Origin of the sequence: Spiroplasma endosymbiont of Aleiodes alternator (assembly GCF_964031135.1) — a bacterium.
Taxonomy (GTDB): domain Bacteria; phylum Bacillota_I; class Bacilli_A; order Mycoplasmatales; family VBWQ01; genus Spiroplasma_E.
This window is the reverse complement of sequence record NZ_OZ035008.1, coordinates 562,932-587,991: the sequence shown is the minus strand read 5'-3', so window position 1 is coordinate 587,991 and position 25,060 is coordinate 562,932. Positions and strand designations below refer to the sequence as shown.

26 protein-coding genes, 5 pseudogenes and 1 riboswitch are annotated in these 25,060 nt (G+C 24.1%); of the genes and pseudogenes, 10 read left to right on the top strand and 21 right to left on the bottom strand.

Features of this window, described 5'->3' with window-relative positions:
- Positions 1-81: 81 nt before the first annotated feature.
- Positions 82-1,319: pseudogene (locus ACQH20_RS03460) on the top strand (IS256 family transposase).
- On the opposite strand, the gene ACQH20_RS03455 reads toward ACQH20_RS03460, so the two are convergent.
- Genes ACQH20_RS03455 through ACQH20_RS03445 form a run of 3 tightly spaced genes read right to left on the bottom strand, consistent with a single transcriptional unit; the run spans position 1,311 to position 4,041 of the window.
- A complete protein-coding gene (locus ACQH20_RS03455) occupies positions 1,311-1,676 on the bottom strand; it encodes a hypothetical protein (protein ID WP_425377524.1) in 366 nt (121 codons plus the stop codon). The pseudogene ACQH20_RS03460 and the gene ACQH20_RS03455 overlap by 9 nt on opposite strands.
- Before the next feature lies 1 nt (position 1,677).
- On the bottom strand, positions 1,678-2,532 hold the full coding sequence (locus ACQH20_RS03450) for a bifunctional 5,10-methylenetetrahydrofolate dehydrogenase/5,10-methenyltetrahydrofolate cyclohydrolase (protein ID WP_425377523.1): 855 nt from the start codon (positions 2,530-2,532) through the stop codon (positions 1,678-1,680).
- A 21-nt stretch (positions 2,533-2,553) separates the two neighbouring features.
- The gene (locus ACQH20_RS03445; protein ID WP_425377522.1) at positions 2,554-4,041 is read right to left on the bottom strand and encodes a TrkH family potassium uptake protein; all 1,488 of its coding nucleotides are present in this window, start codon (positions 4,039-4,041) and stop codon (positions 2,554-2,556) included.
- A gap of 166 nt (positions 4,042-4,207) precedes the next feature.
- Between ACQH20_RS03445 and ACQH20_RS03440 the strand changes: the two genes are divergently transcribed.
- The gene (locus ACQH20_RS03440) at positions 4,208-5,041 is read left to right on the top strand and encodes a potassium channel family protein (RefSeq protein WP_425377521.1); all 834 of its coding nucleotides are present in this window, start codon (positions 4,208-4,210) and stop codon (positions 5,039-5,041) included.
- A 79-nt stretch (positions 5,042-5,120) separates the two neighbouring features.
- Here ACQH20_RS03440 and ACQH20_RS03435 read toward each other — a convergent pair.
- From ACQH20_RS03435 to ACQH20_RS03405, 7 genes and pseudogenes are all read right to left on the bottom strand, one after another.
- Positions 5,121-6,360 (bottom strand): annotated as a pseudogene (locus tag ACQH20_RS03435) (IS256 family transposase).
- A gap of 141 nt (positions 6,361-6,501) precedes the next feature.
- On the bottom strand, positions 6,502-7,497 hold the full coding sequence (locus ACQH20_RS03430) for an IS3 family transposase (RefSeq protein WP_425376593.1): 996 nt from the start codon (positions 7,495-7,497) through the stop codon (positions 6,502-6,504).
- An 86-nt stretch (positions 7,498-7,583) separates the two neighbouring features.
- Positions 7,584-7,721, bottom strand: a complete 138-nt coding sequence (locus ACQH20_RS03425; RefSeq protein WP_425377520.1) for a hypothetical protein — start codon at positions 7,719-7,721, stop codon at positions 7,584-7,586.
- A 416-nt stretch (positions 7,722-8,137) separates the two neighbouring features.
- Entirely contained in the window at positions 8,138-8,962 is an 825-nt protein-coding gene (locus ACQH20_RS03420; RefSeq protein ID WP_425377519.1) for an HAD family hydrolase, read from the bottom strand.
- Between the two features lie 10 nt (positions 8,963-8,972).
- Complete coding sequence (gene trxA / locus ACQH20_RS03415; protein WP_199188855.1) at positions 8,973-9,314, bottom strand: thioredoxin; 342 nt, start codon at positions 9,312-9,314, stop codon at positions 8,973-8,975.
- A 362-nt stretch (positions 9,315-9,676) separates the two neighbouring features.
- Positions 9,677-9,949 (bottom strand): IS3 family transposase, encoded by a 273-nt coding sequence (locus ACQH20_RS03410; RefSeq protein ID WP_252319335.1) that lies wholly within the window; start codon positions 9,947-9,949, stop codon positions 9,677-9,679.
- A gap of 305 nt (positions 9,950-10,254) precedes the next feature.
- A complete protein-coding gene (locus tag ACQH20_RS03405; protein WP_425377580.1) occupies positions 10,255-11,493 on the bottom strand; it encodes an IS256 family transposase in 1,239 nt (412 codons plus the stop codon).
- 94 nt (positions 11,494-11,587) lie between these two features.
- Between ACQH20_RS03405 and ACQH20_RS03400 the strand changes: the two are divergent.
- Positions 11,588-11,737: pseudogene (locus ACQH20_RS03400) on the top strand (IS256 family transposase); the annotation flags it as partial.
- Between the two features lie 40 nt (positions 11,738-11,777).
- On the opposite strand, the gene ACQH20_RS03395 reads toward ACQH20_RS03400, so the two are convergent.
- The 5 genes from ACQH20_RS03395 to ACQH20_RS03375 all read right to left on the bottom strand — a co-directional run bounded on the left by ACQH20_RS03395 (position 11,778) and on the right by ACQH20_RS03375 (position 14,231).
- Positions 11,778-12,041 carry a hypothetical protein gene (locus ACQH20_RS03395; RefSeq protein ID WP_425377518.1) on the bottom strand — a complete coding sequence of 88 codons (264 nt, stop codon included), beginning with the start codon at positions 12,039-12,041 and terminating at the stop codon, positions 11,778-11,780.
- Positions 12,034-12,156: a hypothetical protein gene (locus tag ACQH20_RS03390; protein WP_425377517.1), complete on the bottom strand. Its 123-nt coding sequence runs from the start codon at positions 12,154-12,156 to the stop codon at positions 12,034-12,036. Before ACQH20_RS03390 ends, ACQH20_RS03395 begins: the two co-directional genes overlap by 8 nt.
- Positions 12,157-12,383: 227 nt before the next feature.
- Positions 12,384-12,593, bottom strand: a complete 210-nt coding sequence (locus ACQH20_RS03385) for a hypothetical protein (RefSeq protein ID WP_425377516.1) — start codon at positions 12,591-12,593, stop codon at positions 12,384-12,386.
- A 418-nt stretch (positions 12,594-13,011) separates the two neighbouring features.
- The gene (locus ACQH20_RS03380) at positions 13,012-13,428 is read right to left on the bottom strand and encodes an IS3 family transposase (RefSeq protein WP_252319999.1); all 417 of its coding nucleotides are present in this window, start codon (positions 13,426-13,428) and stop codon (positions 13,012-13,014) included.
- 167 nt (positions 13,429-13,595) lie between these two features.
- Positions 13,596-14,231 (bottom strand): hypothetical protein, encoded by a 636-nt coding sequence (locus ACQH20_RS03375; protein ID WP_425377515.1) that lies wholly within the window; start codon positions 14,229-14,231, stop codon positions 13,596-13,598.
- Between the two features lie 6 nt (positions 14,232-14,237).
- Between ACQH20_RS03375 and ACQH20_RS03370 the strand changes: the two genes are divergently transcribed.
- From ACQH20_RS03370 to ACQH20_RS03360, 3 genes are all read left to right on the top strand, one after another.
- The gene (locus ACQH20_RS03370; RefSeq protein WP_425377514.1) at positions 14,238-14,510 is read left to right on the top strand and encodes a hypothetical protein; all 273 of its coding nucleotides are present in this window, start codon (positions 14,238-14,240) and stop codon (positions 14,508-14,510) included.
- An 88-nt stretch (positions 14,511-14,598) separates the two neighbouring features.
- A riboswitch (TPP riboswitch) is annotated at positions 14,599-14,686 on the top strand.
- Between the two features lie 127 nt (positions 14,687-14,813).
- Positions 14,814-15,794: an energy-coupled thiamine transporter ThiT gene (locus tag ACQH20_RS03365; protein WP_425377513.1), complete on the top strand. Its 981-nt coding sequence runs from the start codon at positions 14,814-14,816 to the stop codon at positions 15,792-15,794.
- A 72-nt stretch (positions 15,795-15,866) separates the two neighbouring features.
- Positions 15,867-16,112 carry a hypothetical protein gene (locus ACQH20_RS03360; RefSeq protein WP_425377512.1) on the top strand — a complete coding sequence of 82 codons (246 nt, stop codon included), beginning with the start codon at positions 15,867-15,869 and terminating at the stop codon, positions 16,110-16,112.
- Positions 16,113-16,137: 25 nt separating this feature from the next.
- Here ACQH20_RS03360 and ACQH20_RS03355 read toward each other — a convergent pair whose 3' ends face one another.
- On the bottom strand, positions 16,138-16,686 hold the full coding sequence (locus tag ACQH20_RS03355; protein ID WP_425377511.1) for a hypothetical protein: 549 nt from the start codon (positions 16,684-16,686) through the stop codon (positions 16,138-16,140).
- A gap of 286 nt (positions 16,687-16,972) precedes the next feature.
- Between ACQH20_RS03355 and ACQH20_RS03350 the strand changes: the two are divergent.
- Positions 16,973-17,918: pseudogene (locus ACQH20_RS03350) on the top strand (IS30 family transposase).
- On the opposite strand, the gene ACQH20_RS03345 reads toward ACQH20_RS03350, so the two are convergent.
- The 3 genes from ACQH20_RS03345 to ACQH20_RS03335 form a co-directional block, all read right to left on the bottom strand.
- Positions 17,860-18,183 (bottom strand): hypothetical protein, encoded by a 324-nt coding sequence (locus tag ACQH20_RS03345; protein WP_425377510.1) that lies wholly within the window; start codon positions 18,181-18,183, stop codon positions 17,860-17,862. The pseudogene ACQH20_RS03350 and the gene ACQH20_RS03345 sit on opposite strands and share 59 nt — an antisense overlap.
- A 279-nt stretch (positions 18,184-18,462) precedes the next feature.
- Complete coding sequence (locus ACQH20_RS03340; protein WP_425377509.1) at positions 18,463-18,993, bottom strand: IS1595 family transposase; 531 nt, start codon at positions 18,991-18,993, stop codon at positions 18,463-18,465.
- A gap of 360 nt (positions 18,994-19,353) precedes the next feature.
- On the bottom strand, positions 19,354-19,506 hold the full coding sequence (locus ACQH20_RS03335) for a transposase (RefSeq protein WP_425377508.1): 153 nt from the start codon (positions 19,504-19,506) through the stop codon (positions 19,354-19,356).
- A 296-nt stretch (positions 19,507-19,802) separates the two neighbouring features.
- Between ACQH20_RS03335 and leuS the strand changes: the two genes are divergently transcribed.
- Together leuS and ACQH20_RS03325 are read left to right on the top strand one after the other, a co-directional pair.
- Complete coding sequence (gene leuS, locus ACQH20_RS03330; protein WP_425377507.1) at positions 19,803-22,241, top strand: leucine--tRNA ligase; 2,439 nt, start codon at positions 19,803-19,805, stop codon at positions 22,239-22,241.
- A gap of 10 nt (positions 22,242-22,251) precedes the next feature.
- Positions 22,252-22,965, top strand: a complete 714-nt coding sequence (locus tag ACQH20_RS03325; protein WP_425377506.1) for a sugar phosphate nucleotidyltransferase — start codon at positions 22,252-22,254, stop codon at positions 22,963-22,965.
- 1 nt (position 22,966) lies between these two features.
- Here the strand turns inward: ACQH20_RS03325 and ACQH20_RS03320 are convergent, their stop codons facing one another.
- Positions 22,967-23,446: a hypothetical protein gene (locus ACQH20_RS03320; RefSeq protein WP_425377505.1), complete on the bottom strand. Its 480-nt coding sequence runs from the start codon at positions 23,444-23,446 to the stop codon at positions 22,967-22,969.
- Between the two features lie 292 nt (positions 23,447-23,738).
- Here ACQH20_RS03320 and ACQH20_RS03315 point away from each other — a divergent pair.
- Positions 23,739-24,683: pseudogene (locus tag ACQH20_RS03315) on the top strand (IS30 family transposase).
- On the opposite strand, the gene ACQH20_RS03310 reads toward ACQH20_RS03315, so the two are convergent.
- Positions 24,680-24,940 carry a hypothetical protein gene (locus tag ACQH20_RS03310; RefSeq protein WP_425377504.1) on the bottom strand — a complete coding sequence of 87 codons (261 nt, stop codon included), beginning with the start codon at positions 24,938-24,940 and terminating at the stop codon, positions 24,680-24,682. The pseudogene ACQH20_RS03315 and the gene ACQH20_RS03310 overlap by 4 nt on opposite strands.
- Positions 24,941-25,060 lie beyond the last annotated feature (120 nt).

The window sequence follows — 25,060 nt, the reverse complement described above, 5'->3', positions numbered from 1 at the left end:
AATCTGTGTAACTTACAAAAATAACTATGTTTAATTAATTCTAGTAAATATAATTAAATGACTAGAAAGAGTGAGTTACAGATGGCTAAAAAGCAAAATATTAATAATAATGATCCAATATCAAAAGCAGTAGATTTATTATTAGAAAATACTGAAGATTTAACAACAGTTTTTAAAGAGGGAGGATTGTATAAAGAATTAACAAAAAGATTAGTAGAAAAAATGTTGAATTCTGAGATGCAAAATTATTTAGGATATGATAAGAATCAACATAGTAATAGTGACAATGCTCGTAATGGTATAAGTTCAAAAAATTAATAACTCAACAAGGTAAAATTGAAATTGATGTACCACGAGATCGCAATAGTAATTTTAATCCTGTAATAGTTGCAAAAAGACAAAGAAGATTTGAAGGTTTTGATCAACAAGTTCTTTCATTATATGCAAAAGGTATGACATTATCAGATATTAGAATGCAATTACAAGAGTTATATCATGGTGCTGATATTAGTGAAAGTGTTATTAGTCAAATTACTGATGATGTTATTGATGATGTAAAAGCATGGCAAAATCGACCATTAGAAAGTGTCTATCCGATTGTTTATTTTGATTGCATAATAGTGAAAGTACGACAAGATAAAAGGATTATTAATAAATCAGTTTATATAGCTTTAGGAGTTGATTTAGAAGGTAAAAAAGATGTTTTAGGTTTATGAATTAGTGAAAATGAAGGTGCTAAATTTTGATTAGCAAATTTAACAGAAATGAAAAATCGTGGCTTAAATGATATTCTTATTGCCTGCAGTGATAATTTAACAGGCATGTCAGAAGCAATACAATCAGTTTATCTTAAAACAGAACATCAATTATGCATAGTTCATCAAATTAGAAATAGTTTGAAATATGTCTCATATAAGCATAGAAAATCTCTAGTTGCAGATTTAAAACCAATTTATACTGCATGTAGTGAAGAACAAGCAATGCAGGCTTTAGAATCCTTTGAAAATAAGTGAAATAAACAATATCCTCAAATTGCTAAATCTTGATATAAAAATTGAGATAATTTAATTGTTTTTATTAGTTATCCTGCAGAAATTAAAAGAGTGATTTATACAACAAATGCTATTGAATCTGTAAATAGTCAATTACGAAAAGTTATCAGAAATAAAAAAGTTTTTCCTAATGATATGGCAGTTTTTAAAATATTTTATTTAGCAATTGAAAATATAACAAAAAAATGAACAATGCCCATTCAAAATTGAAATACAGCAATTGCTCATTTTATGATAAAATTTGAAGATAGAATTAATCTAAACTAGTACTTTGTAAAACAAAGATACACAGATTACATAAAAGCCTCTATATTCAGTGTTAATATTTATATATTTTTTACTTAAAATATAATCTCAAGCAAAATTATTCATTCCTTTTCTTCAATCATCATATAATTTTTGTATATTAACTTCTATTTTAAAAATAATAGTATTATTTTCATTATGTATTTGATAATCTGAATAATTTTCTCGTTTTAAAAAATGTAAAGGACTATCAAAATAAACACTATTTGTTGAAATAGTTTCTTTTAAAAACTTAAATTTTAATAATTCTAAATTATTTTTTTCAATATTATTTAATCTTTTTTTAATCCAATTTTTCTTTAACAATTGATTTTCCAATTTAATTATATTTATTATTTAATTGATAGCAAATCATTAAATTTTCTAATAACATGGCAATAGTCATTGGTCCAACACCACCAGGCACAGGAGTAATTGCTGAAGCGGTATTTTTCATTGTTTCAAAATTAATATCACCAACAACTTTTTTTTCTTTACCTTGATAATTAATTGCTACATCAATAATAACAACATCACGTTTAACTTGACTACTATTAATAATATTATAGACACCAGTAGCACTACAAATGATATCAGCTTCTTTAGTATAAAGAGTTAAGTCTTTAGTTAATTTATGAACAATGCTAACAGTTGCTCCCATATTAGTTAATGATAAAGCCAATGGTTTACCAACAATATTACTATCGTTAATGATAGTAATATTTTGTTTAGAAATGGGAATTTGATAGTGATTTAGTAATTTTAAAATACCTTTTACTGTACAAGGCAACATTGCTTTTTTATCACCTTGTAATAATCTTCCGGCATTAATATTTGTTAAACCATCAACATCTTTATTAATAGTAATGCTATTAATAATTGCTAATGTATCTAAATGTTTTGGTAGTGGTAATTGTACTAAAATTCCATCAATATTATTATCACTATTTAATTGTTCAATTTTATTAATTATTTCTTTTTGTGTTAGTGTTGTTGTTAGTGAAAATACTTGTCCATCAATACCACATTCTTGACATGCTTTAATTTTAGTTCGTACGTACATTTGTGATGCTAAATCTTCACCAATAATTATTACTGCTAGTTTAGGTTTACGATTAGTAATAGTTGTTACTTGTGCTTTAATTTTTGCTTTAATTTGCTGGGCAATTATTTTACCATCTAAAATTTTTATCATTTGTGTTCACCGTTTCTTAATTTATCCAATTAATACGTTTTCTTCAACTCTACTTATCGTTGGTTTTGATTTACGATCACTTCAAGCAAGAACAGTAGTTGATAGTCCTAATTGTCCCACAAACATGACAAAAATTAAACTAAGTTGACTAAAAATACCTAATTTAGAATTATCAAATAATGAAAGTCCTGTTGTTCCAAAAGCACTTGAAACATCAAAAATTACTTGTGCAAAGGTCATATCAGAATTATCTATTATAAAAACATTTTCAATTGTGATAATCATTACTGATACAAAAACTAAAATAAAACCAAGTGTGCCGACTATAAATGACATACGAACAGTTTGATTAGGAATTTTACGCTTGAATACAAAAACATCATTACGGCCACGGGCAATATTAAAAATTGTTAAAAGAATGATTGCTAAAGTTGTCGTTCTAATTCCTCCGGCAGTACTTGCTGGTGAAGAACCAATTCACATCATTAATGATTGGATCATTTGTGAGGCAAGGTGAAATTTATTTAAGTCAACTGTATAGTATCCAGCATTTCTTGTTGACATTGTATTAAAAAAAACAGCCATAATTGCATCAGATGTCGATAAATTTTTAAAAATGGGCTCTTGCCTTGATGGAGTTATGACATTACGTGAAAAATATTCAATAAACATAACACTACTAACACCCAATATCGCAACTAAAAAATATGTTATTAATGTTAGTTTAGTAAATAAACTAAATCTAAATTTTTTACCATGAGTTTTATTTTTAATTCAATGATATAAATCATAATAAACAGGAAAACCAATACCACCAATTACAAATTCAATAATAAAAATTCACTGCACAAAATAATCACTCTGAAAAGGTTCTAATGAAGTTATACCAACTATATCAAAACCAGCATTATTAACAGCAGAAATCGAGTGGAAAATTCCCGATCATAATGCTAATAGTATGTGATTATAGTAACCTGTATTATTGTTTAGACCATATTCTATTCCTGAGATAGGCACAAAATAAAAATATAAAAATAAAACAATTGCTCCCAAAAATTCAGTAATTGTCATAACAATAATCCCAATTTTTAATACATCAATAGTCGTTCCTAATTTATTAGAGCCACGTTCACCTTGCATTAGTAATCTTTCTTTTAAACTAGTATGTCGATTAAATACAAATAAGGATAATATTGCTAGTTTAACTGTAATTAAACCAATACCACCAAATTTAATTAAAATTAAAATAATAAATTGCCCAAAGAAAGTAAAGTCATTAGCAGTGCTTTTTACTGTTAAACCAGTATCAGAAAACGCACTACTAGCAGTAAAAAGAGCAGGCAAAAAGTTTCATTGTCATTTTGTTGTGGCAATTGGTGTCATTAAAAGTATTGTTCCAACTAATAAAGTAAAAAAATATAAATTAAACATTTGTCGGGGACGAGTTTTACCAACAAAAATAATTTTAAAAATATTTTTTACACTACGATAATTAACCTTAGATAGCATCAAAAAACTCCTAAAATAACATTTTCTTTTATTATTATACTATACTATAGTCATTTCTATTAAATATTAGTTTTAAATTTAAAATACCAATATTTTAAGAATTAGTTTATAATTTAGTATAATATAACATATTTAAGTAAATATTATTTAAGGAAGAAGGATATAGATGTCTTCATCAGAAAATGATTTTTGTGTCATTGGTTTAGGTAAATTCGGAATTTCAGTTGTTAAAACTTTAGAAGAATTAGGTAAAGTTACATTAGCTATTGATAAAAGAGAAGACCGTTGTCAATTAGTTTCATCAATAGCTTCTGAAACTTTAATTTTAGATTCAACTAATCGTGATACATTAGATGATGCCGGAATTCACAAAGTGCAAAATATTATTATTGCTATTGGTTCTGATTTAGCAGCTTCAATTGTTACTGCTGTTCATGTTTTAGCAATTCATCGTGAACACAATACATTATCATCACTTAATCTTATTGCTAAAGCTGTTGATAGTACTCACCAACTAATTTTAGAAGCAATTGGTATTACTAATATTATTTTATCTGAAACAGAAGCTGGTAAGAAAGCTGCATATCGTGCTATTTGAAAATTAGGAGTAGATTTAACTACAGTTGATGAAAAGTACTCAATAGCTAATGTAATTGTTAAAAATACTAAGTTTACAAATAAAAAACTAGAAACTTTAAAAATTCCTAGCAATTATAAAATTAACTTAGTTGCAATTAAACGTCATGGTAAAGTTATTATTCCTAGTAGAAATGAAATATTAATGTTAAATGATGAACTATTATTTATTAGTTCTAATGAAAATATTAATTCTGTTTGTAATGATTTTTCAATTGGTGATACTAATAAAATATTTGAGCCTACTATTATTAAAACGGTAAAGAAAAAGCGTTCATTTTGAAATTGATTCAGAAGAAATAAGAAAAAGAAAAAAAATAAAAAATTAAAGAAAAAGGAAGTTAAGAAAGAAAAAAAACACTAATAAAAAAAATAATTATAAGAAAATTGTTTTTTATTTTTGAGGCTTTTATGTAATCTGTGTATCTTTGTTTTACAAAGTACTAGTTTAGATTAATTCTATCTTTAAATTTTATCATAAAATGAGCAATTGCTGTATTTCAATTTTGAATGGGCATTGTTCATTTTTTTTGTTATATTTTCAATTGCTAAATAAAATATTTTAAAAACTGCCATATCATTAGGAAAAACTTTTTTATTTCTGATAACTTTTCGTAATTGACTATTTACAGATTCAATAGCATTTGTTGTATAAATCACTCTTTTAATTTCTGCAGGATAACTAATAAAAACAATTAAATTATCTCAATTTTTATATCAAGATTTAGCAATTTGAGGATATTGTTTATTTCACTTATTTTCAAAGGATTCTAAAGCCTGCATTGCTTGTTCTTCACTACATGCAGTATAAATTGGTTTTAAATCTGCAACTAGAGATTTTCTATGCTTATATGAGACATATTTCAAACTATTTCTAATTTGATGAACTATGCATAATTGATGTTCTGTTTTAAGATAAACTGATTGTATTGCTTCTGACATGCCTGTTAAATTATCACTGCAGGCAATAAGAATATCATTTAAGCCACGATTTTTCATTTCTGTTAAATTTGCTAATCAAAATTTAGCACCTTCATTTTCACTAATTCATAAACCTAAAACATCTTTTTTACCTTCTAAATCAACTCCTAAAGCTATATAAACTGATTTATTAATAATCCTTTTATCTTGTCGTACTTTCACTATTATGCAATCAAAATAAACAATCGGATAGACACTTTCTAATGGTCGATTTTGCCATGCTTTTACATCATCAATAACATCATCAGTAATTTGACTAATAACACTTTCACTAATATCAGCACCATGATATAACTCTTGTAATTGCATTCTAATATCTGATAATGTCATACCTTTTGCATATAAAGAAAGAACTTGTTGATCAAAACCTTCAAATCTTCTTTGTCTTTTTGCAACTATTACAGGATTAAAATTACTATTGCGATCTCGTGGTACATCAATCTCAATTTTACCTTGTTGAGTTATTAATTTTTTTGAACTTATACCATTACGAGCATTGTCACTATTACTATGTTGATTCTTATCATATCCTAAATAATTTTGCATCTCAGAATTCAACATTTTTTCTACTAATCTTTTTGTTAATTCTTTATACAATCCTCCCTCTTTAAAAACTGTTGTTAAATCTTCAGTATTTTCTAATAATAAATCTACTGCTTTTGATATTGGATCATTATTATTAATATTTTGCTTTTTAGCCATTTGTAACTCACTCTTTCTAGTCATTTAATTATATTTACTATAATTAATTAAACATAGTTATTTTTGTAAGTTACACAGATTACTAAACATTACTGAACTTGTCAAAAAAAGTGGACAATAAAAGTAACCTTTTATTAAATTTTATAAAATAGCGTTTGTAAGTGTTAAATTTATAGGTATGAAGTAATTATTTGTTGGTTTGGAATGAGCTAATCGATATTCGATTGGACTCATTCCTTTTAATTTTATTTGAGGTCGATAATTATTATAAAAGTAAATATATTTAGGTAAGTTGTCTTGTATTCATTCAATAGTTCTATTTTTTCTTGGAATTTGATATAGAAATTCTATTTTCATTGTTCCAAATCAAGTTTCAGTAGCACCATTATCACAGGAATTACCTCTTCTAGACATTGAAATTTTTATTTTTAATTCATCACATAAAATTTTATAAGAAGGATTTGTATAGTGAAATCCTTGATCTGATTGTAAAATTCATGAAGTAGGTTTTTGAGCATTAACTCAAGCTTGGATAATGTTTTGGACAATAAATGTCATGTCTAAACTTGCACTTATTTTATAATCTAATATTTCATTATTATGAAAATCTTTAACAATTGATAAATAATATGTTTTACCATTAGTTAATAAATAAGTTATATCAGTACCTAATTTTTCATTTAAATTAGTAGTTGAAAAATCACGTTTTAATAAATTATCATATCTTAAACTTCCTGATTTAGTTCTATAATCAAATTTTTTTATGCGAACCTTAGCTTTTAAACTCATATTTTTCATATATCTATATACAATATGAAATTTTAATTTTAAATTATAAATTTTGTTAATTCATAAAGTTATCATTTTATAACCATAAATTTCTTGAAATTCATAAAAAATATTTTTAATTATATTAGCTAAAAATGTATCTCATTTATTAAATTCATTCATTCCATTCTTAATTCACTTATAATATCCTGATTTTGAAACATTTAATAATCAACATAAATAACTAATCTGATATTTTTTCTTCAATGAGAAAATCACAAAATATTTCTTCTTTTTTGTCGATTTTTCTAAATACTTTTTTATATCGTTCATTGCCTCAATATATTCAATTAATTCTTGTTTTGTCATTTCATTAAAATTTAAAGATTTGGGTCGACCTGTTCTTTTGGTTTTTTTAGCACGAATTCCATTGCCATATTCTAAACCTTTTTCACCTAATAATTATATGCTTTAATTCATTCTTTTATTGATGATCGACCAATACCATACTCTAATGTGGTTTTATCAATTGTTTTAATTTTACTTATTTTTATTATTTTTAACTTTTCTTCTTTTGATAGTCATTTAGCCATAAAAAAATGAACACCTTCCTTAAAGTATTTTTAACACAAAGGTTACAATTCTGTCTCTACTTTATTCTAGATGTTCATACCCTGCTAAAATTCAAAATAATTTTTGTGTAAGTGGTTTTATGTGACATGCATATATTAATTCATCTGTTTTTATTTGACATGATTCTTCTGGTATTTACATTAAATTTTGAATTGGTGAAGATTCATTTTTTTATAATGATAGTCTTATTTTTTCTATAGTATTAGATAAAGCTACTTTTAATAATTCAATGAATAGTTAGTTTATATTAAAAGAATGCAAATTTGAAAAATATTTATTTAAGTATAAAAGATATTGAATTAAAAATGCTGGACAATTACCAGCATTTTTAAAGTTATATTTGATAATAAACTATATTAGAAAATTAAACTATTATTTATTCAAACTCTGATTTAGGAAATACATATTTATCGATAGCTTTTGCAACACCACCACAAATATTTTTACTAGTAACATCATATGCTATTTCTTTTAAATTAGGATGAGCATTTTGCATTGCAATACCATATTTAGCCCATTTTATTAATTTATAATCATTCATACCATCACCACAAGCTAGTACTTGGTCAGGAGTAATATTTCATTTTTTGCATAAAAATTGTACAGCAGCAGCTTTATTAACACCAATTGGATTAATTTCGATAACACTATGAGAAGAAGTAGCAAGTTCTAAATCTTTTATAGTATTTAATTGTTCTAAAATTGGATTAACTTGTTTTTTCTTTTTACAAAATAATAAAATTTTATACATACCCTCATCGGTATTCTCATCAATTTGTTTAGTTGGTAGGTTATTAAAATTTTCCATAATTTTAACTTTTAGTGATCTGCGATTAATTAAGCCTGTTTTATTATCGGTACTATATCCTCACATTGCTAAATTATTTTTATTAGCAAATTTAACTATTGTTTGTATTTGTTCTTTTGTTAATGATTTTTCATACAATATATCTAATCTATTATCATTAGTAATATCAAGGATGTTACCACCATTATAACAAATAATATGACCGGTTTTTTCATGCATTAAACATGATTTTGCAATATCAATGGTTGAACTTGGTGCTCTTCCTGTTGCAATAATAACTTTAATATTTTTTTGATATGCTTTTTGAATTGCAATTAGATTTTTAGGATGAATTTTTCATCTACTTTTCAATAAAGTTCCATCTAGATCAAGAACAATTAATTTAATAGCCATTATAAATACCTTATTTTCCTATTTCTTCGATAATATTAGTCATATCTTTTTCAGAAACTAAACCAAAAGTTTTTTTAACTTCTTTTCCTTCTTTATTAAAATAAATTAATGTTGGAATTGATTGGATTTCATAATCTTTTGCTAGTTCTTTAGCTTTGTCAACATCAACTTTAATAAAATTAATATTTTTGTGTTTTTCGTCATTAGCAACATTTTCAAATCTTGGCCCTAACATTTTACAAGGACCACATCATTCTGCTGAAAAATCAATTACTGTTATTTTTTTTGATTGTAAAAGTTGCTCAACTTCTTTTATAGAATTAATATGTTGTATTTTGCTTTCATTATGCATGTGTTCACTACCTTTTCTTTTAATTTATTTTATGGTTTAATTCTATCATTAGTTTTAATTTTTAAAACATTAAACGATAAAATAATTTTTTTAATTTTAGTTATTACTATATAAAAATTTATAATTTTTTTAGAATAAATTCATAAGAAAATTGTAAATTATTTTTTTAAAATTAAAGAAATATCTTTTCAATTTTAGAATATATCTGTTATAATCTAAAATATATAGGTTAAGACTAAACAATTTGAGAAGGGGATAAATAAATTATTAGTACATTTTATAAAACTGTTTAATAAATAAATGTAAATGAATTTTGAACTTGTCAAGAAAAGTGGACAATAAAAGTAACCTTTTATTAAATTTTATAAAATAGCGTTTGTAAGTGTTAAATTTATAGGTATGAAGTAATTATTTGTTGGTTTGGAATGAGCTAATCGATATTCGATTGGACTCATTCCTTTTAATTTTATTTGAGGTCGATAATTATTATAAAAGTAAATATATTTAGGTAAGTTGTCTTGTATTCATTCAATAGTTCTATTTTTTCTTGGAATTTGATATAGAAATTCTGTTTTCATTGTTCCAAATCAAGTTTCAGTAGCACCATTATCACAGGAATTACCTCTTCTAGACATTGAAATTTTTATTTTTAATTCATCACATAAAATTTTATAAGAAGGATTTGTATAGTAAAATCCTTGATCTGATTGTAAAATTCATGAAGTAGGTTTTTGAGCATTAACTCAAGCTTGGATAATGTTTTGGACAACAAATGTTATGTCTAAACTTGCACTTATTTTATAATCTAATATTTCATTATTATGAAAATCTTTAACAATTGATAAATAATATGTTTTACCATTAGTTAATAAATAAGTTATATCAGTACCTAATTTTTCGAGGCTTTTATGTAATCTGTGTATCTTTGTTTTACAAAGTACTAGTTTAGATTAATTCTATCTTCAAATTTTATCATAAAATGAGCAATTGCTGTATTTCAATTTTGAATGGGCATTGTTCATTTTTTTGTTATATTTTCAATTGCTAAATAAAATATTTTAAAAACTGCCATATCATTAGGAAAAACTTTTTTATTTCTGATAACTTTTCGTAATTGACTATTTACAGATTCAATAGCATTTGTTGTATAAATCACTCTTTTAATTTCTGCAGGATAACTAATAAAAACAATTAAATTATCTCAATTTTTATATCAAGATTTAGCAATTTGAGGATATTGTTTATTTCACTTATTTTCAAAGGATTCTAAAGCCTGCATTGCTTGTTCTTCACTACATGCAGTATAAATTGGTTTTAAATCTGCAACTAGAGATTTTCTATGCTTATATGAGACATATTTCAAACTATTTCTAATTTGATGAACTATGCATAATTGATGTTCTGTTTTAAGATAAACTGATTGTATTACTTCTGACATGCCTGTTAAATTATCACTGCAGGCAATAAGAATATCATTTAAGCCACGATTTTTCATTTCTGTTAAATTTGCTAATCAAAATTTAGCACCTTCATTTTCACTAATTCATAAACCTAAAACATCTTTTTTACCTTCTAAATCAACTCCTAAAGCTATATAAACTGATTTATTAATAATCCTTTTATCTTGTCGTACTTTCACTATTATGCAATCAAAATAAACAATCGGATAGACACTTTCTAATGGTCGATTTTGCCATGCTTTTACATCATCAATAACATCATCAGTAATTTGACTAATAACACTTTCACTAATATCAGCACCATGATATAACTCTTGTAATTGCATTCTAATATCTGAAAATGTCATACCTTTTGCATATAAAGAAAGAACTTGTTGATCAAAACCATCAAATCTTCTTTGTCTTTTTGCAACTATTACAGGATTAAAATTACTATTGCGATCTCGTGGTACATCAATCTCAATTTTACCTTGTTGAGTTATTAATTTTTTTGAACTTATACCATTACGAGCATTTTCACTATTACTATGTTGATTCTTATCATATCCTAAATAATTTTGCATCTCAGAATTCAACATTTTTTCTACTAATCTTTTTGTTAATTCTTTATACAATCCTCCCTCTTTAAAAACTGTTGTTAAATCTTCAGTATTTTCTAATAATAAATCTACTGCTTTTGATATTGGATCATTATTATTAATATTTTGCTTTTTAGCCATCTGTAACTCACTCTTTCTAGTCATTTAATTATATTTACTAGAATTAATTAAACATAGTTATTTTTGTAAGTTACACAGATTACTAAACATTACCAAAAGTTTTCCTAATGATATGGCAGTTTTTAAAATATTTTATTTAGCAATTGAAAATATAACAAAAAAATGAACAATGCCCATTCAAAATTGAAATACAGCAATTGCTCATTTTATGATAAAATTTGAAGATAGAATTAATTTAAACTAGTACTTTGTAAAACAAAGATACACAGATTACATAAAAGCCTCTAAGAATAAGTTATTGAATTTGTTATTTGTTTTACTTTTTTTAATAAATTATTAATAATATTTTCTTCATTAATATTTTGTAAATATAATTCATTAAGTTTATGAACTCATTTACCACGAACTGAAGCATTTTTTAATACTTCTGGTGATATATGACTATATCCAAAACCTAAATAATTATCAATAATTCTAGAAACTGATATTAATTCTTTATCTTCTAAAAAATATTGATGTGTATCTTTTTTAAATATTAATTTACTCATATTTTTTTCTACCTATTAATATTCAAAAACATTTATTACATAATCTATTACCAAAAGAAGATTGTTTTCTGCATTTATCACAAGAACCAACCATTCTATATTCTCTATATTCCATAAATATTAATCCTTTCAATTAATGTTTAGAAGCAATAATTATTAATGTTAAAATCATAATAATTATTCCAATTACTAAAAATATAATTCTACTTTTTCATGATTTTTTATAAAATTATTTTTGTTCTTCAATTAATTCAATTTGTTCTTTTAATAATTTATTTTGTAATTCTTTATTATCTTCTTGTATTTCTAAATTATCTTTTTCTTCCATTTTTATTCCTTTCATTAATTAAGTTTTTTATTTAATTCCTTATTATTTAAATTTATGTCTAATTCCATAACTAATATTTCATATTTTTCAATATAAGCATCTTTAATTAAATGATGTTTATAATTTCGATGATAATTATTAGCATTTTCAATTGTAGAAAATACTTTATATTTTATTTGACCAGTATAATTCACTTCATATTTTAATAAGTAAACGTATTTCATTTTTATTTTTCTCCTTTATTTTTGTTATTGTGTTATGATATTGTTAATGATGTGTGTATTTATATATAAAACCCCCTATTTTTTAAATAATACAAATGTAATTATTAATTAGATTAATGGGGTATTTACTGAGCCATAATAAGGTTATTCAAATTAATCTATAATTACATTAAGCGATACAGTGTAACATTTTAACTTGCTTAACATTAAATGCTCTTTTATTCTGATATAGAAGTATTTACATAAAGTACTCACTATTAGACTTCTAGGACAGTTTTATGAAGTTTTAATCTTTTAACAAAAAAAGAACGATAGTTATATCGTTCTTTTTTATTTCTAAATCTATCTATTAAATTAATGCGCCCCTTTATGAACTTGTCAAGAAAAGTGGACAATAAAAGTAACCTTTTATTAAATTTTATAAAATAGCGTTTGTAAGTGTTAAATTTATAGGTATGAAGTAATTATTTGTTGGTTTGGAATGAGCTAATCGATATTCGATTGGACTCATTCCTTTTAATTTTATTTGAGGTCGATAATTATTATAAAAGTAAATATATTTAGGTAAGTTGTCTTGTATTCATTCAATAGTTCTATTTTTTCTTGGAATTTGATATAGAAATTCTGTTTTCATTGTTCCAAATCAAGTTTCAGTAGCACCATTATCACAGGAATTACCTCTTCTAGACATTGAAATTTTTATTTTTAATTCATCACATAAAATTTTATAAGAAGGATTTGTATAGTGAAATCCTTGATCTGATTGTAAAATTCATGAAGTAGGTTTTTGAGCATTAACTCAAGCTTGGATAATGTTTTGGACAACAAATGTCATGTCTAAACTTGCACTTATTTTATAATCTAATATTTCATTATTATGAAAATCTTTAACAATTGATAAATAATATGTTTTACCATTAGTTAATAAATAAGTTATATCAGTACCTAATTTTTCATTTAAATTAGTAGTTGAAAAATCACGTTTTAATAAATTATCATATCTTAAACTTCCTGATTTAGTTCTATAATCAATTTTTTTATGCGAACCTTAGCTTTTAAACTCATATTTTTTATATATCTATATACAATATGAAATTTTAATTTTAAATTATAAATTTTGTTAATTCATAAAGTTATCATTTTATAACCATAAATTTCTTGAAATTCATAAAAAATATTTTTAATTATATTAGCTAAAAATGTATCTCATTTATTAAATTCATTCATTCCATTCTTAATTCACTTATAATATCCTGATTTTGAAACATTTAATAATCAACATAAATAACTAATCTGATATTTTTTCTTCAATGAGAAAATCACAAAATATTTCTTCTTTTTTGTCGATTTTTCTAAATACTTTTTTATATCGTTCATTGCCTCAATATATTCAATTAATTCTTGTTTTGTCATTTCATTAAAATTTAAAGATTTGGGTCGACCTGTTCTTTTGGTTTTTTTAGCACGAATTCCATTGCCATATTCTAAACCTTTTTCACCTAATAATTTATATGCTTTAATTCATTCTTTTATTGATGATCGACCAATACCATACTCTAATGCGGTTTTATCAATTGTTTTAATTTTACTTATTTTTATTATTTTTAACTTTTCTTCTTTTGATAGTCATTTAGCCATAAAAAAATGAACACCTTCCTTAAAGTATTTTTAACACAAAGGTTACAATTCTGTGTCTACTTTATTCTAGATGTTCAATTTGTGTTATTGATAAATAAGGTATTTAAACTGTTTGTACTTGCTGTTGCTAAAATTGTTGTTGAATTAGTGTTGATATCTTTTTCATATTTTAAAAACTCCTTTTTATTTTTTCCCAATAACTTCTTATTTTTAAGAAGTGAATATATTTTATTTTTTTCAAATAAATTTCAAATAAAAATAGAGCAAATTTTAATTTAAACTAAAAATCGTAAAAAAATATATTTTATATTTAAAAAAATATTTTGAATGTTATAATAATAGTAAATATGGATTAATTTGCATATATTATATAAAGCAGGGGTGGCATTGCCTGAGAAATACCCTATAACCTGATCTAGTTAGTACTAGCGGAGGGAGACTTTATTTTTTATATTTTAAAAAATGATAACTCCTTTTTTGTTATGTAAGATAAATTAAAGGAGTTATCATTTTATTATGTTTAAAGAACAACTATTAACAACTATCAATTATAATAAAGTTAAAAGCAAACTGGAGGTAGGAATGTTAATTAAAGCATCAGCCATTTTTAGTTTAATTACTCTTCTAACATTAACAGTTATTATTAGTATTTTACCTGCTAGTAGTATTAATCACTTTTTTAAAGTTACTACTATTACTGGTTGACAATTTTATAGCAGTAAAATTTATTTAATATTAATTCTTTGTTTATTATTAATTTCATCAATTTTATTTTCTGTTATTACATGAACAGTTAAAATAGAAGATATTCATAAAAATATTGTTATTGTTACATTACTATCAATTTTTAGTATCAATCCCATTGCATTAATTTTTAATTTAATTAAACATTATCAATGACAAAAAGAAGAAACTTTTGCCATTTTAAAAACAAGATGATGAACTAATTTTAAATTTGCATTTGGTATTAAACGATGATTAGTTATTGATTATACAATTATTGGTTTATTTACTGGTGTAACTATTGCTTGTGCTTTTATTGAACAAAATTTATTACCAAAAATGCCATACGGCGGCGGTATTGCTATTAAATATATACCTTTAATGGTTATTAGTTATATTATTGGCTTTGCAGGTGGATGATTAACGGGTATGATTAGTGCTTTAATGTCATTATTATTTATTAGTGGTGGTTATGTTATTAGTGCTTGAAGTTATTTATTAGATTATTTTTTGCCAATGACAACACCGGCTATTATTTCATTATTACGTTTTAATTTAAAATCTGATAAATCAATTTTTACTTATATTAATTATTTTTTACATTGTTTTTTAGTTTGTTTAATTATTTATTTTTGACAAACAATAGCAGGATATTTTATTTGATCACAAATTACTAATGCTGATGGAAGTAAAAATATTTGATCAGGATTTAATCCTCTTTTTTACTCATTAGTTTACAATTTTATTCATATTTTTTTGTTTACTTATCCAATTATGCAATTAACAATACCTTTTATTTATCATGGTTTAGTTAGTCACTATGTAGAAAGATATCGTTAGAATAGTAATTCCAATTACTATTTCTTTTTTTAAATAGCGTTATAATATTAATTGATAGAAAGAGTGATTATAATGAAAAATGATGAAATAATCAAAGAAGATATTATTATGGATGGTAATATTAAATTAATGAATAAAGCATTAAATGAGAAAAAGGTTGTATTAGCAGCAATTGAATTAGGAAAACATGCTCAACATACAATTGATATTGGTTGATCTGAACATTTTCAAGCATATGCTAAATTTAAAAGTACAACTACTACTGGTACTTGTTTTTGTAAAAAACCAGCAACTCATTTAGTTTATTTTTGACGATAATAAGATAATATAATTTTTAAATAATTTAATTAACTACTAGATGAGAATTAAAAATAAATTCTTTATCTAATTGATTTTGATATTCTGGATTTGTTTTTAATCTTTGTTTTAGTTTTGGTTTATAATAAGTAAAATAAATAATAGTAGCAATTATAATAAATACTCAAAACATTAAAAACTTAATTGTAATTGCAATTAATATGATTCCTCTGTTGCTTACTAAATCATGAATCATATTATAATTAAAAATAATGAATTGACTAATTAAAAATAATAAACAGATAATAAACATAATTCATTCGATAACTTTTATTTTTATTTTTTTATAATAACCCATAACACAAGTTGCTGTTATAACAAAAAGATAAACAAAGATTGTTATATTAGTTGTAAATCCCAACATTTGGTTGTAATTAAAACTAATTCCAATTAAATCTGGAATTATTAGCATAATAATACAAACTATAATTGTAATTATAAAATTAATACTATTACCATACATTGCAATATTTTCTTTATTTAATTTAGCTATTTTTTCACTAATGTATCCTTCTTTCGCTAATGGTTGTAGCATAGCTCCAGAATATAGCGCTACTTGTATTACACCATTCAATTTAATTGATAAAGTACAAATAACTAGTAAAATGATACCTGTTGTACCAGCAATCCCAGCAATAACATTATTTGGATTATAATTATTATCACCATTTGCTCATCCGTTATTACCATTAGGTCCCTGTGAACTGATGGCACCAATAATTAAAATGTAATAATTCCTGAATTGTAAAATTTAAAAGGACATTTATATAAAAATTAAATTGTGTTAATTCTATAATTAAGAAAAGAAAGGAATTAGCACAATGTATAAGTATCTGACTATTGAATCAATAATAGCAATAAAAGAATATAAAAGTTATGAATTTTCAATTCGTAAAATAGCAAAAGCTGTTGATTATAGTAAATCAACTGTACATAGAGTTTGTAGATTATTAAATCAAAACTTATTACCATTAGAAATATTGAATCAAATTCAAAAAAAAGAAGCAAAATGCAGGTAGAAAATTAATAATTTTAACTTTAACAGAAATTAATACTATTAATTATTTGTTAATTACTAAAAATTATGCGCTTGATATAATTGCTAATTTTTTAAAGGAAAATAAAATAAAAAGTATTTCAACAAAAACTTTATATAACATGTTTAAAACAAATCGAATGGGTTTTTATGAAAATAACTTATTGAGAAAAGGAAAAAATAAACCTCATAAACGAAAAGAAACTAGAGGACGAATTAATAATTGTAAATCTATTCATGAAAGAAATTTAATCATTCCTAATATTAAAAATATACAAGAATTTGGTCATTTAGAGGGTGATACTATCATTGGTAAAGATCATAAAAGTTCTATTATTACTTTAGCTGATATATGATCAAAAACCACAATTCCTTTAGTTTCTAAAAATCATAAAGCAGAAAATATTACAAAAAGTATAATAAAATTTATTTCAAAGTTACAAAAAGGAACAGTTAAAACTATTACTTTTGATCGTGGTAAAGAATTTAGTAAATGAAAATTAATCGAAAAAATTTGCAATGTTAAGATTTATTTTGCAGATCCTGGCAAACCTTGTCAAAGAGGTTTAAATGAAAATAATAATGGTATTTTAAGAAGATATTTACCAAAATCTACAGATCTATCTTTATATAAACAAAAAGACTTAAATGCTATAGCATTTCAAATTAATTCTACACCCAAAAAATCACTATCTTATAAAAGCCCAATAGACTTAATACAATTATTTTAAAAACTGTCCCATTTGTCCCATTTATATTTACAATTCAGGTATTTAAAATATCACTACCTTTAATACTTTCAATATCTTTTGTAATTGATTTTTTACCTAATTTATAATTAAAATCTTCAATTATTTTTAATGTTATTTTTTTATTATTTTGATTAATAGTAGTATCTTTAATTGAAAATCATGTTTCATATTCACCAATTTCTAATAACATACCTTTAGTTGTTTCTCTAACTTTATTTTTAATATCTAAATTAACATTAATCATTACAAATCCTTTCTACGTATAAGCCTTGGAGGGTAGGGGTTCTAGGGGAAGGGAACCAAAAAATATCAAGTTTTAAAAGAGGAACACAAAAATTACTATTAGTTATATCTGCACTATAGCCTTTAATAATTTTTATTTAGTTATGTAATAATTAATTACTTTAATAAAGTACAGATTTATCAAAATAATTAATTATGGGTTTTCTCCCTTTATGTAGTATTTTAAATTTTATCACATAAATGTTGAGAAAACCCTATCTACGGACTTCTCCCCACATTTTTAAATCAAACATAGCATTAAAGTTTCAAAACTAGGTATCTTGTTGAATTTATATGCAGCTTCTTTGGCATATAAATGAACATGATGTTTTGCAACTTTGATATGTGTTTTAAATGTTCTTCTTATATGTTTTCAAACTGATTCAATTTCGTTGGTATTGACACCAGTTTTTGAAATATAGCCATCTTGATGGTTAACTGTTTCATGCTTAGTGAAAACCAATTTCAAATCGTGATATTCTTTTCAAGAATCAGTATGTACAACACACTTTGAAGAAATGTGGTTTCTTGCAAACTGCAAAAGATTTTTACTGTTTGCGTTTTTCAATATTTTCACAATTAAATTATTGGTTGTTTTTTCATAAATCCCAACAATCAAAGTTTTATTCACCAAGGATCTTCCTTGTTTTTTAAAACCCATATGTGAAAGATACATTTCATCCATTTGCACTATCCCCTCAACAATGAATTGAGGTTCTTGTTTAGCAATGGCACTTCGGATTTTATGACCCATTCTTCAAGCTATTTTCAAGGTCACTCCCAACTCTTTTGCAACATCAGTTGATGGAATTCCATGTTTGGTGTTTATTCATCTAAAGATGAGATAAAACCAAGATGTCAAAGGTGTTTGTGACTTGTAAAAATGGTGTTATGAAGAATAGTAAATGTTTGATGACATTTCAAACATCTTATTCTTCTTAAATCAGAAGTATTCAAACTTGTTCAAGAACACCTGATACATTTGTTTTCCTTCAAACTTGCTATATATTTCAAACAATTCTTTTCAGTTTGAAATATTCTGTTGAATTCATTTCAATTCATTTTTCCTCCACAAGTACATGTGGGGAGAAGTCCGTTAATTATAATTGTTAAACAATTAAAAATGAGAGTTTTATCTCTCATTTATATTTTTATTAAACCGTATACAAGTTTGCAATGCGCCCACATTGTACTCTTTAGCAAGACAAGACACTGACTTACCACTTTGATATAAAGCTACTATTTGTTTTTTAAATTCATCTGAATATGAGTTAATATTGGCCATAATTATAGTTCCTTTCTTTTAACTAATTTGTTCACTTGTCTACGTAATTAGTGTCCAATAAAGTGTAACCCATCCAATTAACGATAATTATATAGTATATTTTATTTGAAATACAATAAAAACTATTTCATTTTTGTAGAAAATAAATATTAGTAAATAGTTTAATAACATTGATTGATAATTAACAAAATATTTAAAATATAATTTAATCAATAAGTAAACATTGCAACTTGTTAAATGATTATGATATTATGGTTTTATGATTACTTTACCTGAACATATTAAAGGAGAAAAACATGAGTTATAATCACCAACAAATAGAAAAGAAATGACAGCAGTATTGATTAAAAAATGAAACTTTTAAAACAAACATTGATGATAATAAAAAACCAAAATCATATATTCTTGATATGTTCCCTTATCCTTCAGGATCAGGTTTACATGTTGGCCATCCTAAAGGTTATTGTGCTACTGATGTTATTTCACGAGTTAAAATAATGAATGGTTTTAATGTTTTGCATCCAATTGGTTGAGATGCTTTTGGTTTACCAGCTGAACAATATGCCTTAAATACAGGTAATAATCCAGAGACATTTACTAAACAAAACATTAATAATTTTCGTAAACAATTACAAAGTATTGGTCTAAGTTTTGATTATAATAAAGAAGTTAATACTACAGATCCTCAATATTATAAGTGAACACAATGAATTTTCATTAAACTTTATGAACAAGGGTTAGCTGAAATTAAAGATGTTGAAGTTAATTTTTGTGAACAGTTAGGAACTGTTTTAGCTAATGAAGAAATAATTAACATTAATGGTCATATGGTTTCTGAACGTGGTAATTTCCCAGTTATTAAAAAACCAATGCGTCAGTGGGTTTTAAAAATTACTAAGTATGCTGAAAAATTATTAAAAGGATTAGATGATTTAGACTGACCAAATAGTGTTAAGGAATTACAACGTAATTGAATTGGTAAAAGTGTTGGAACGCTAGTTGATTTTATAGTTGAAAATAATAAATGTAAGGTTTCTATTTTTACTTCAAGGGTTAATACTATTTTTGGTGTTTCATTTTTAGTGCTTGCCCCTGAACATCCATTAATTCATGATTTAACAACTAGTGAATATTCGCAAGCAGTTACTCAATACTGTTTAGATGCTAAAACTAAAACAGATTTAATGCGTCAAGGAGATGATACTTTAAAATCTGGTGTTTTTACTGGAAGTTATGCTATTCATCCTTTTACTAAAAATAAATTACCAATTTGAGTTGGTGATTATGTTTTAAATCATTATGGGACAGGAGCAATTATGGGTGTTCCTGCACATGATAGTCGTGATTTTATTTTTGCTAAAAATAAAAAGTTACCAATCAATTTTATTATGAAAACTAATAATAAAAATGAACCATTTTTGGGTACTAGTGAATATATTAACTCTGATTTTATTAATGGTAAGGATTTAGAAACAGCTACTAATTTAATTGTTAAAAAATTACTAACTTTAAAACAAGGAAAAGTACATACTTCATATAAGTTACGAGATTGACTTTTTTCTCGTCAACGTTATTGAGGTGAACCTTTTCCGATAATTTATTGAGAAGATGGTACAATATCAACAGTAGATGAACAACAATTACCAGTATTATTACCAAAAATGACTAATATTAAGCCATCTAATTCGGGGAATGCACCTTTAACTAATGCACCAAATTCCTGATTACATGTAACTAGAAAAGATGGTGTAAAAGGAAAAAGAGAAATTAATACAATGCCACAATGAGCAGGTAGTTGTTGATATTATTTAGCATATATTTTAAAAAATGATGATGGTACTTATTGTGATTTTAATAGTGCTATTGCGCAAAAACGTTTTAACTATTGATTACCAGTTGATTTATATATTGGTGGTCAAGAACATGCTGTTTTACATTTATTGTATGCTCGTTTCTGACATTTAGTGCTATATGATTTAAAGTTAGTTAATGTTAAAGAGCCATTTTTAAAATTGGTAAATCAGGGTATGATTCTTGGTGAAAATAATGAAAAAATGTCTAAATCACGCGGTAATGTTGTTAATCCAGATGATATTATTAATGAATATGGTGCTGATACTTTGCGAATATATGAAATGTTTATGGGGCCATTAACAGCATCTTTACCGTGATTAAATAGTGGTTTAGTTGGTTGTTATAAGTTTTTAATGCGTATTTATCGTCTTGTTAATAAAGATGAGTATAAAATAAAAATTACTACTAAGAATGATAAATCATTAGATACAATTTATCATCAAACTGTAAAAAAAGTAACTAATGATATTAATGATTTAAATTTTAATACTGCTATTGCACAACTTATGATTTTTATCAATGCTTGTTATAAAGCACCAACTATTTATCAACAATATTTAGTTAATTTTTTAAAATTATTAAATCCATTTGCTCCACATATTGCTGAAGAATTATGATTTCAATTTGGTAATAAAGAAAGTATTAATAAAAGTCAGTTTCCAAGTTATGATGAAAAATTTTTGATTACTAGTGAAGTTACTATTGCTATTCAGATTAATGGTAAAACGAAAATAACTTTAGTAGTAAAAGAAAATTTAAATAATCAAGAACTTTTAAAAGTAGTTAATAATGAAGAAAAAGTAAAACATTGATTGCAAGATAAAACAATTATTAAGACAATTTGTATACCAAATAAGATTGTTAATTTTGTTGTTAAGTAAAGAAGGAATAATGAAAGTTGCTATTATTTTTGCAGCAGGAATTGGCAGTAGATTACAACCTATCTCAAATAATGTTCATAAATCGTTAATTAAATTTAAAGGTTTAACTTTAATTGAACATATAATTAATCATTTAATTGAAATACATGATTTAAAAAAAATTATTGTCATTACTGGTCATTTAAAAGATGAATTTAATTTTCTTACTCATAAATATTCAAAATTAATCTTAATAAATAATCAACATTTCCTTGATTATAATAGTGGTTATGCTTTGACATTAGTATCATCATATTTTAATGGTCAAGATGATATTTTTATTATTTCTGGTGATATGATTAGTACAAAAAATATTTTTTTAAATAATTTTTCAACTAATATGATGGCCGCTATTAAGCGTGATCATGATAATATCAAAGAAGATTGAAGTTATAAATTAAACAAGAATGGTAATATTATTGATATTATTAAAAGTAAAAAAAAGGATAGTTTCTTGGCGGGAGAATGAAGTTATATTACTAAAAAATGAGCAAAAGTTCTTGGTGAATATTTAATAAATCCACAACAAGAACTTGTATTGCAAACAACAATGGTTGGTAAATATTTAATTAGTAATAGTATTAAACATAATTTTGAATTAAAACCTTATGTTTTATCATTTGATTGTCATTGGGATGTTGATAATATTATTGATTTAGAACGAACTAATAAATATTTTAAATAATTTAAGTAGTTAATTTTTTTCCAGAAGTTATTGTTGAAACTACTGGAATTTCTTCACGATTACAACTATGTGCAACATTTTGGAATGGATTAGTAGTATTACCATTTAATTTTAGTGCTTCTGCTGTTGTTTCTGCTACTGATTCATTTTCTGGATCTAGTGCATCTACTTCTTTAAAACTAACTTGTCCATTACTATTTGTAGAAACATTATTTTTTTGATTAACATTATCTTTATTTTTAATAATATTAACTGATTGATTTAGTTTAGGCTTTTTAGTTCGATTATTAAATAGTGAAACTAAAAGTTTTTTTAATCATATGTATGGAAAAAAAGAAATATAAGCGACATCTTTTGCAAATTTTACAATTCAATTTCTACTACCACCACCAGAAGAAGTTGCTTTTTCTTTTTTATTTTTTTCACCTTGTAATTTATCAAAAATTTCTTTACTTGGTTGTTGCTGTTGTTGTGCTGACATAATTTTCACATCCTTTTTTATTTAAAAATAATTAGGTTCCACTTATCTAATAAAAAAGAATAAGTCGAACCTAATGGTCTTTAATAATTTACTTTATTATGATGTTAGTATAACATATTTTCAATTTTTAAGCACAATAATTAAAAAAATAACATCCTTACTTTTGAGTTAATAAATCATAATTTTATTTAAAAATATTTATTTTATCCTGAATTGTAAAATTAAAAAGGACATTTATATAAAAATTAAATTGTGTTAATTCTATAATTAAGAAAAGAAAGGAATTAGCACAATGTATAAGTATCTGACTATTGAATCAATAATAGCAATAAAAGAATATAAAAGTTATGAATTTTCAATTCGTAAAATAGCAAAAGCTGTTGATTATAGTAAATCAACTGTACATAGAGTTTGCAGATTATTAAATCAAAACTTTTTACCATTAGAAATATTGAATCAAATTCAAAAAAAAGAAGCAAAATGCAGGTAGAAAATTAATAATTTTAACTTTAACAGAAATTAATACTATTAATTATTTGTTAATTACTAAAAATATGCGCTTGATATAATTGCTAATTTTTTAAAGGAAAATAAAATAAAAAGTATTTCAACAAAAACTTTATATAACATGTTTAAAACAAATCGAATGGGTTTTGATGAAAATAACTTATTGAGAAAAGGAAAAAATAAACCTCATAAACAAAAAGAAACTAGATGACGAATTAATAATTGTAAATCTATTCATGAAAGAAATTTAATCATTCCTAATATTAAAAATATACAAGAATTTGGTCATTTAGAGGGTGATACTATCATTGGTAAAGATCATAAAAGTTCTATTATTACTTTAGCTGATATATGATCAAAAACCACAATTCCTTTAGTTTCTAAAAATCATAAAGCAGAAAATATTACAAAAAGTATAATAAAATTTATTTCAAAGTTACAAAAAGGAACAGTTAAAACTATTACTTTTGATCGTGGTAAAGAATTTAGTAAATGAAAATTAATCGAAAAAATTTGCAATGTTAAGATTTATTTTGCAGATCCTGGCAAACCTTGTCAAAGAGGTTTAAATGAAAATAATAATGGTATTTTAAGAAGATATTTACCAAAATCTACAGATCTATCTTTATATAAACAAAAAGACTTAAATGCTATAGCATTTCAAATTAATTCTACACCCAAAAAATCACTATCTTATAAAAGCCCAATAGACTTAATACAATTATTTTAAAAACTGTCCCATTTGTCCCATTTATATTTACAATTCAGGTTTATCTTTTTGTTTTTATTAAATTTTCTTTGAATTTTATTTCTGTATTTTCTAATATTTTCTAATTCTAAAAAATATTTTTGTTGTTTATATAAATCATTATTGATACTTGCAATTGCATTAGTTATTTCAGAAATTTTAAATTTGTAATTAATTAAAGTACTAATTTTTAAATTTCTATTCATCAATTCAAGTAATTTTTGTCTTCTTTCATTCATATTTTTGCCTCTTTCTATATTTTTGATAGTCTAATCTCAAATTCTTAATAATTATAATTTGTGTACAAATACTAAAATTTCTATAATAACTACTTATATTTATTTTTTAGAATTAATATC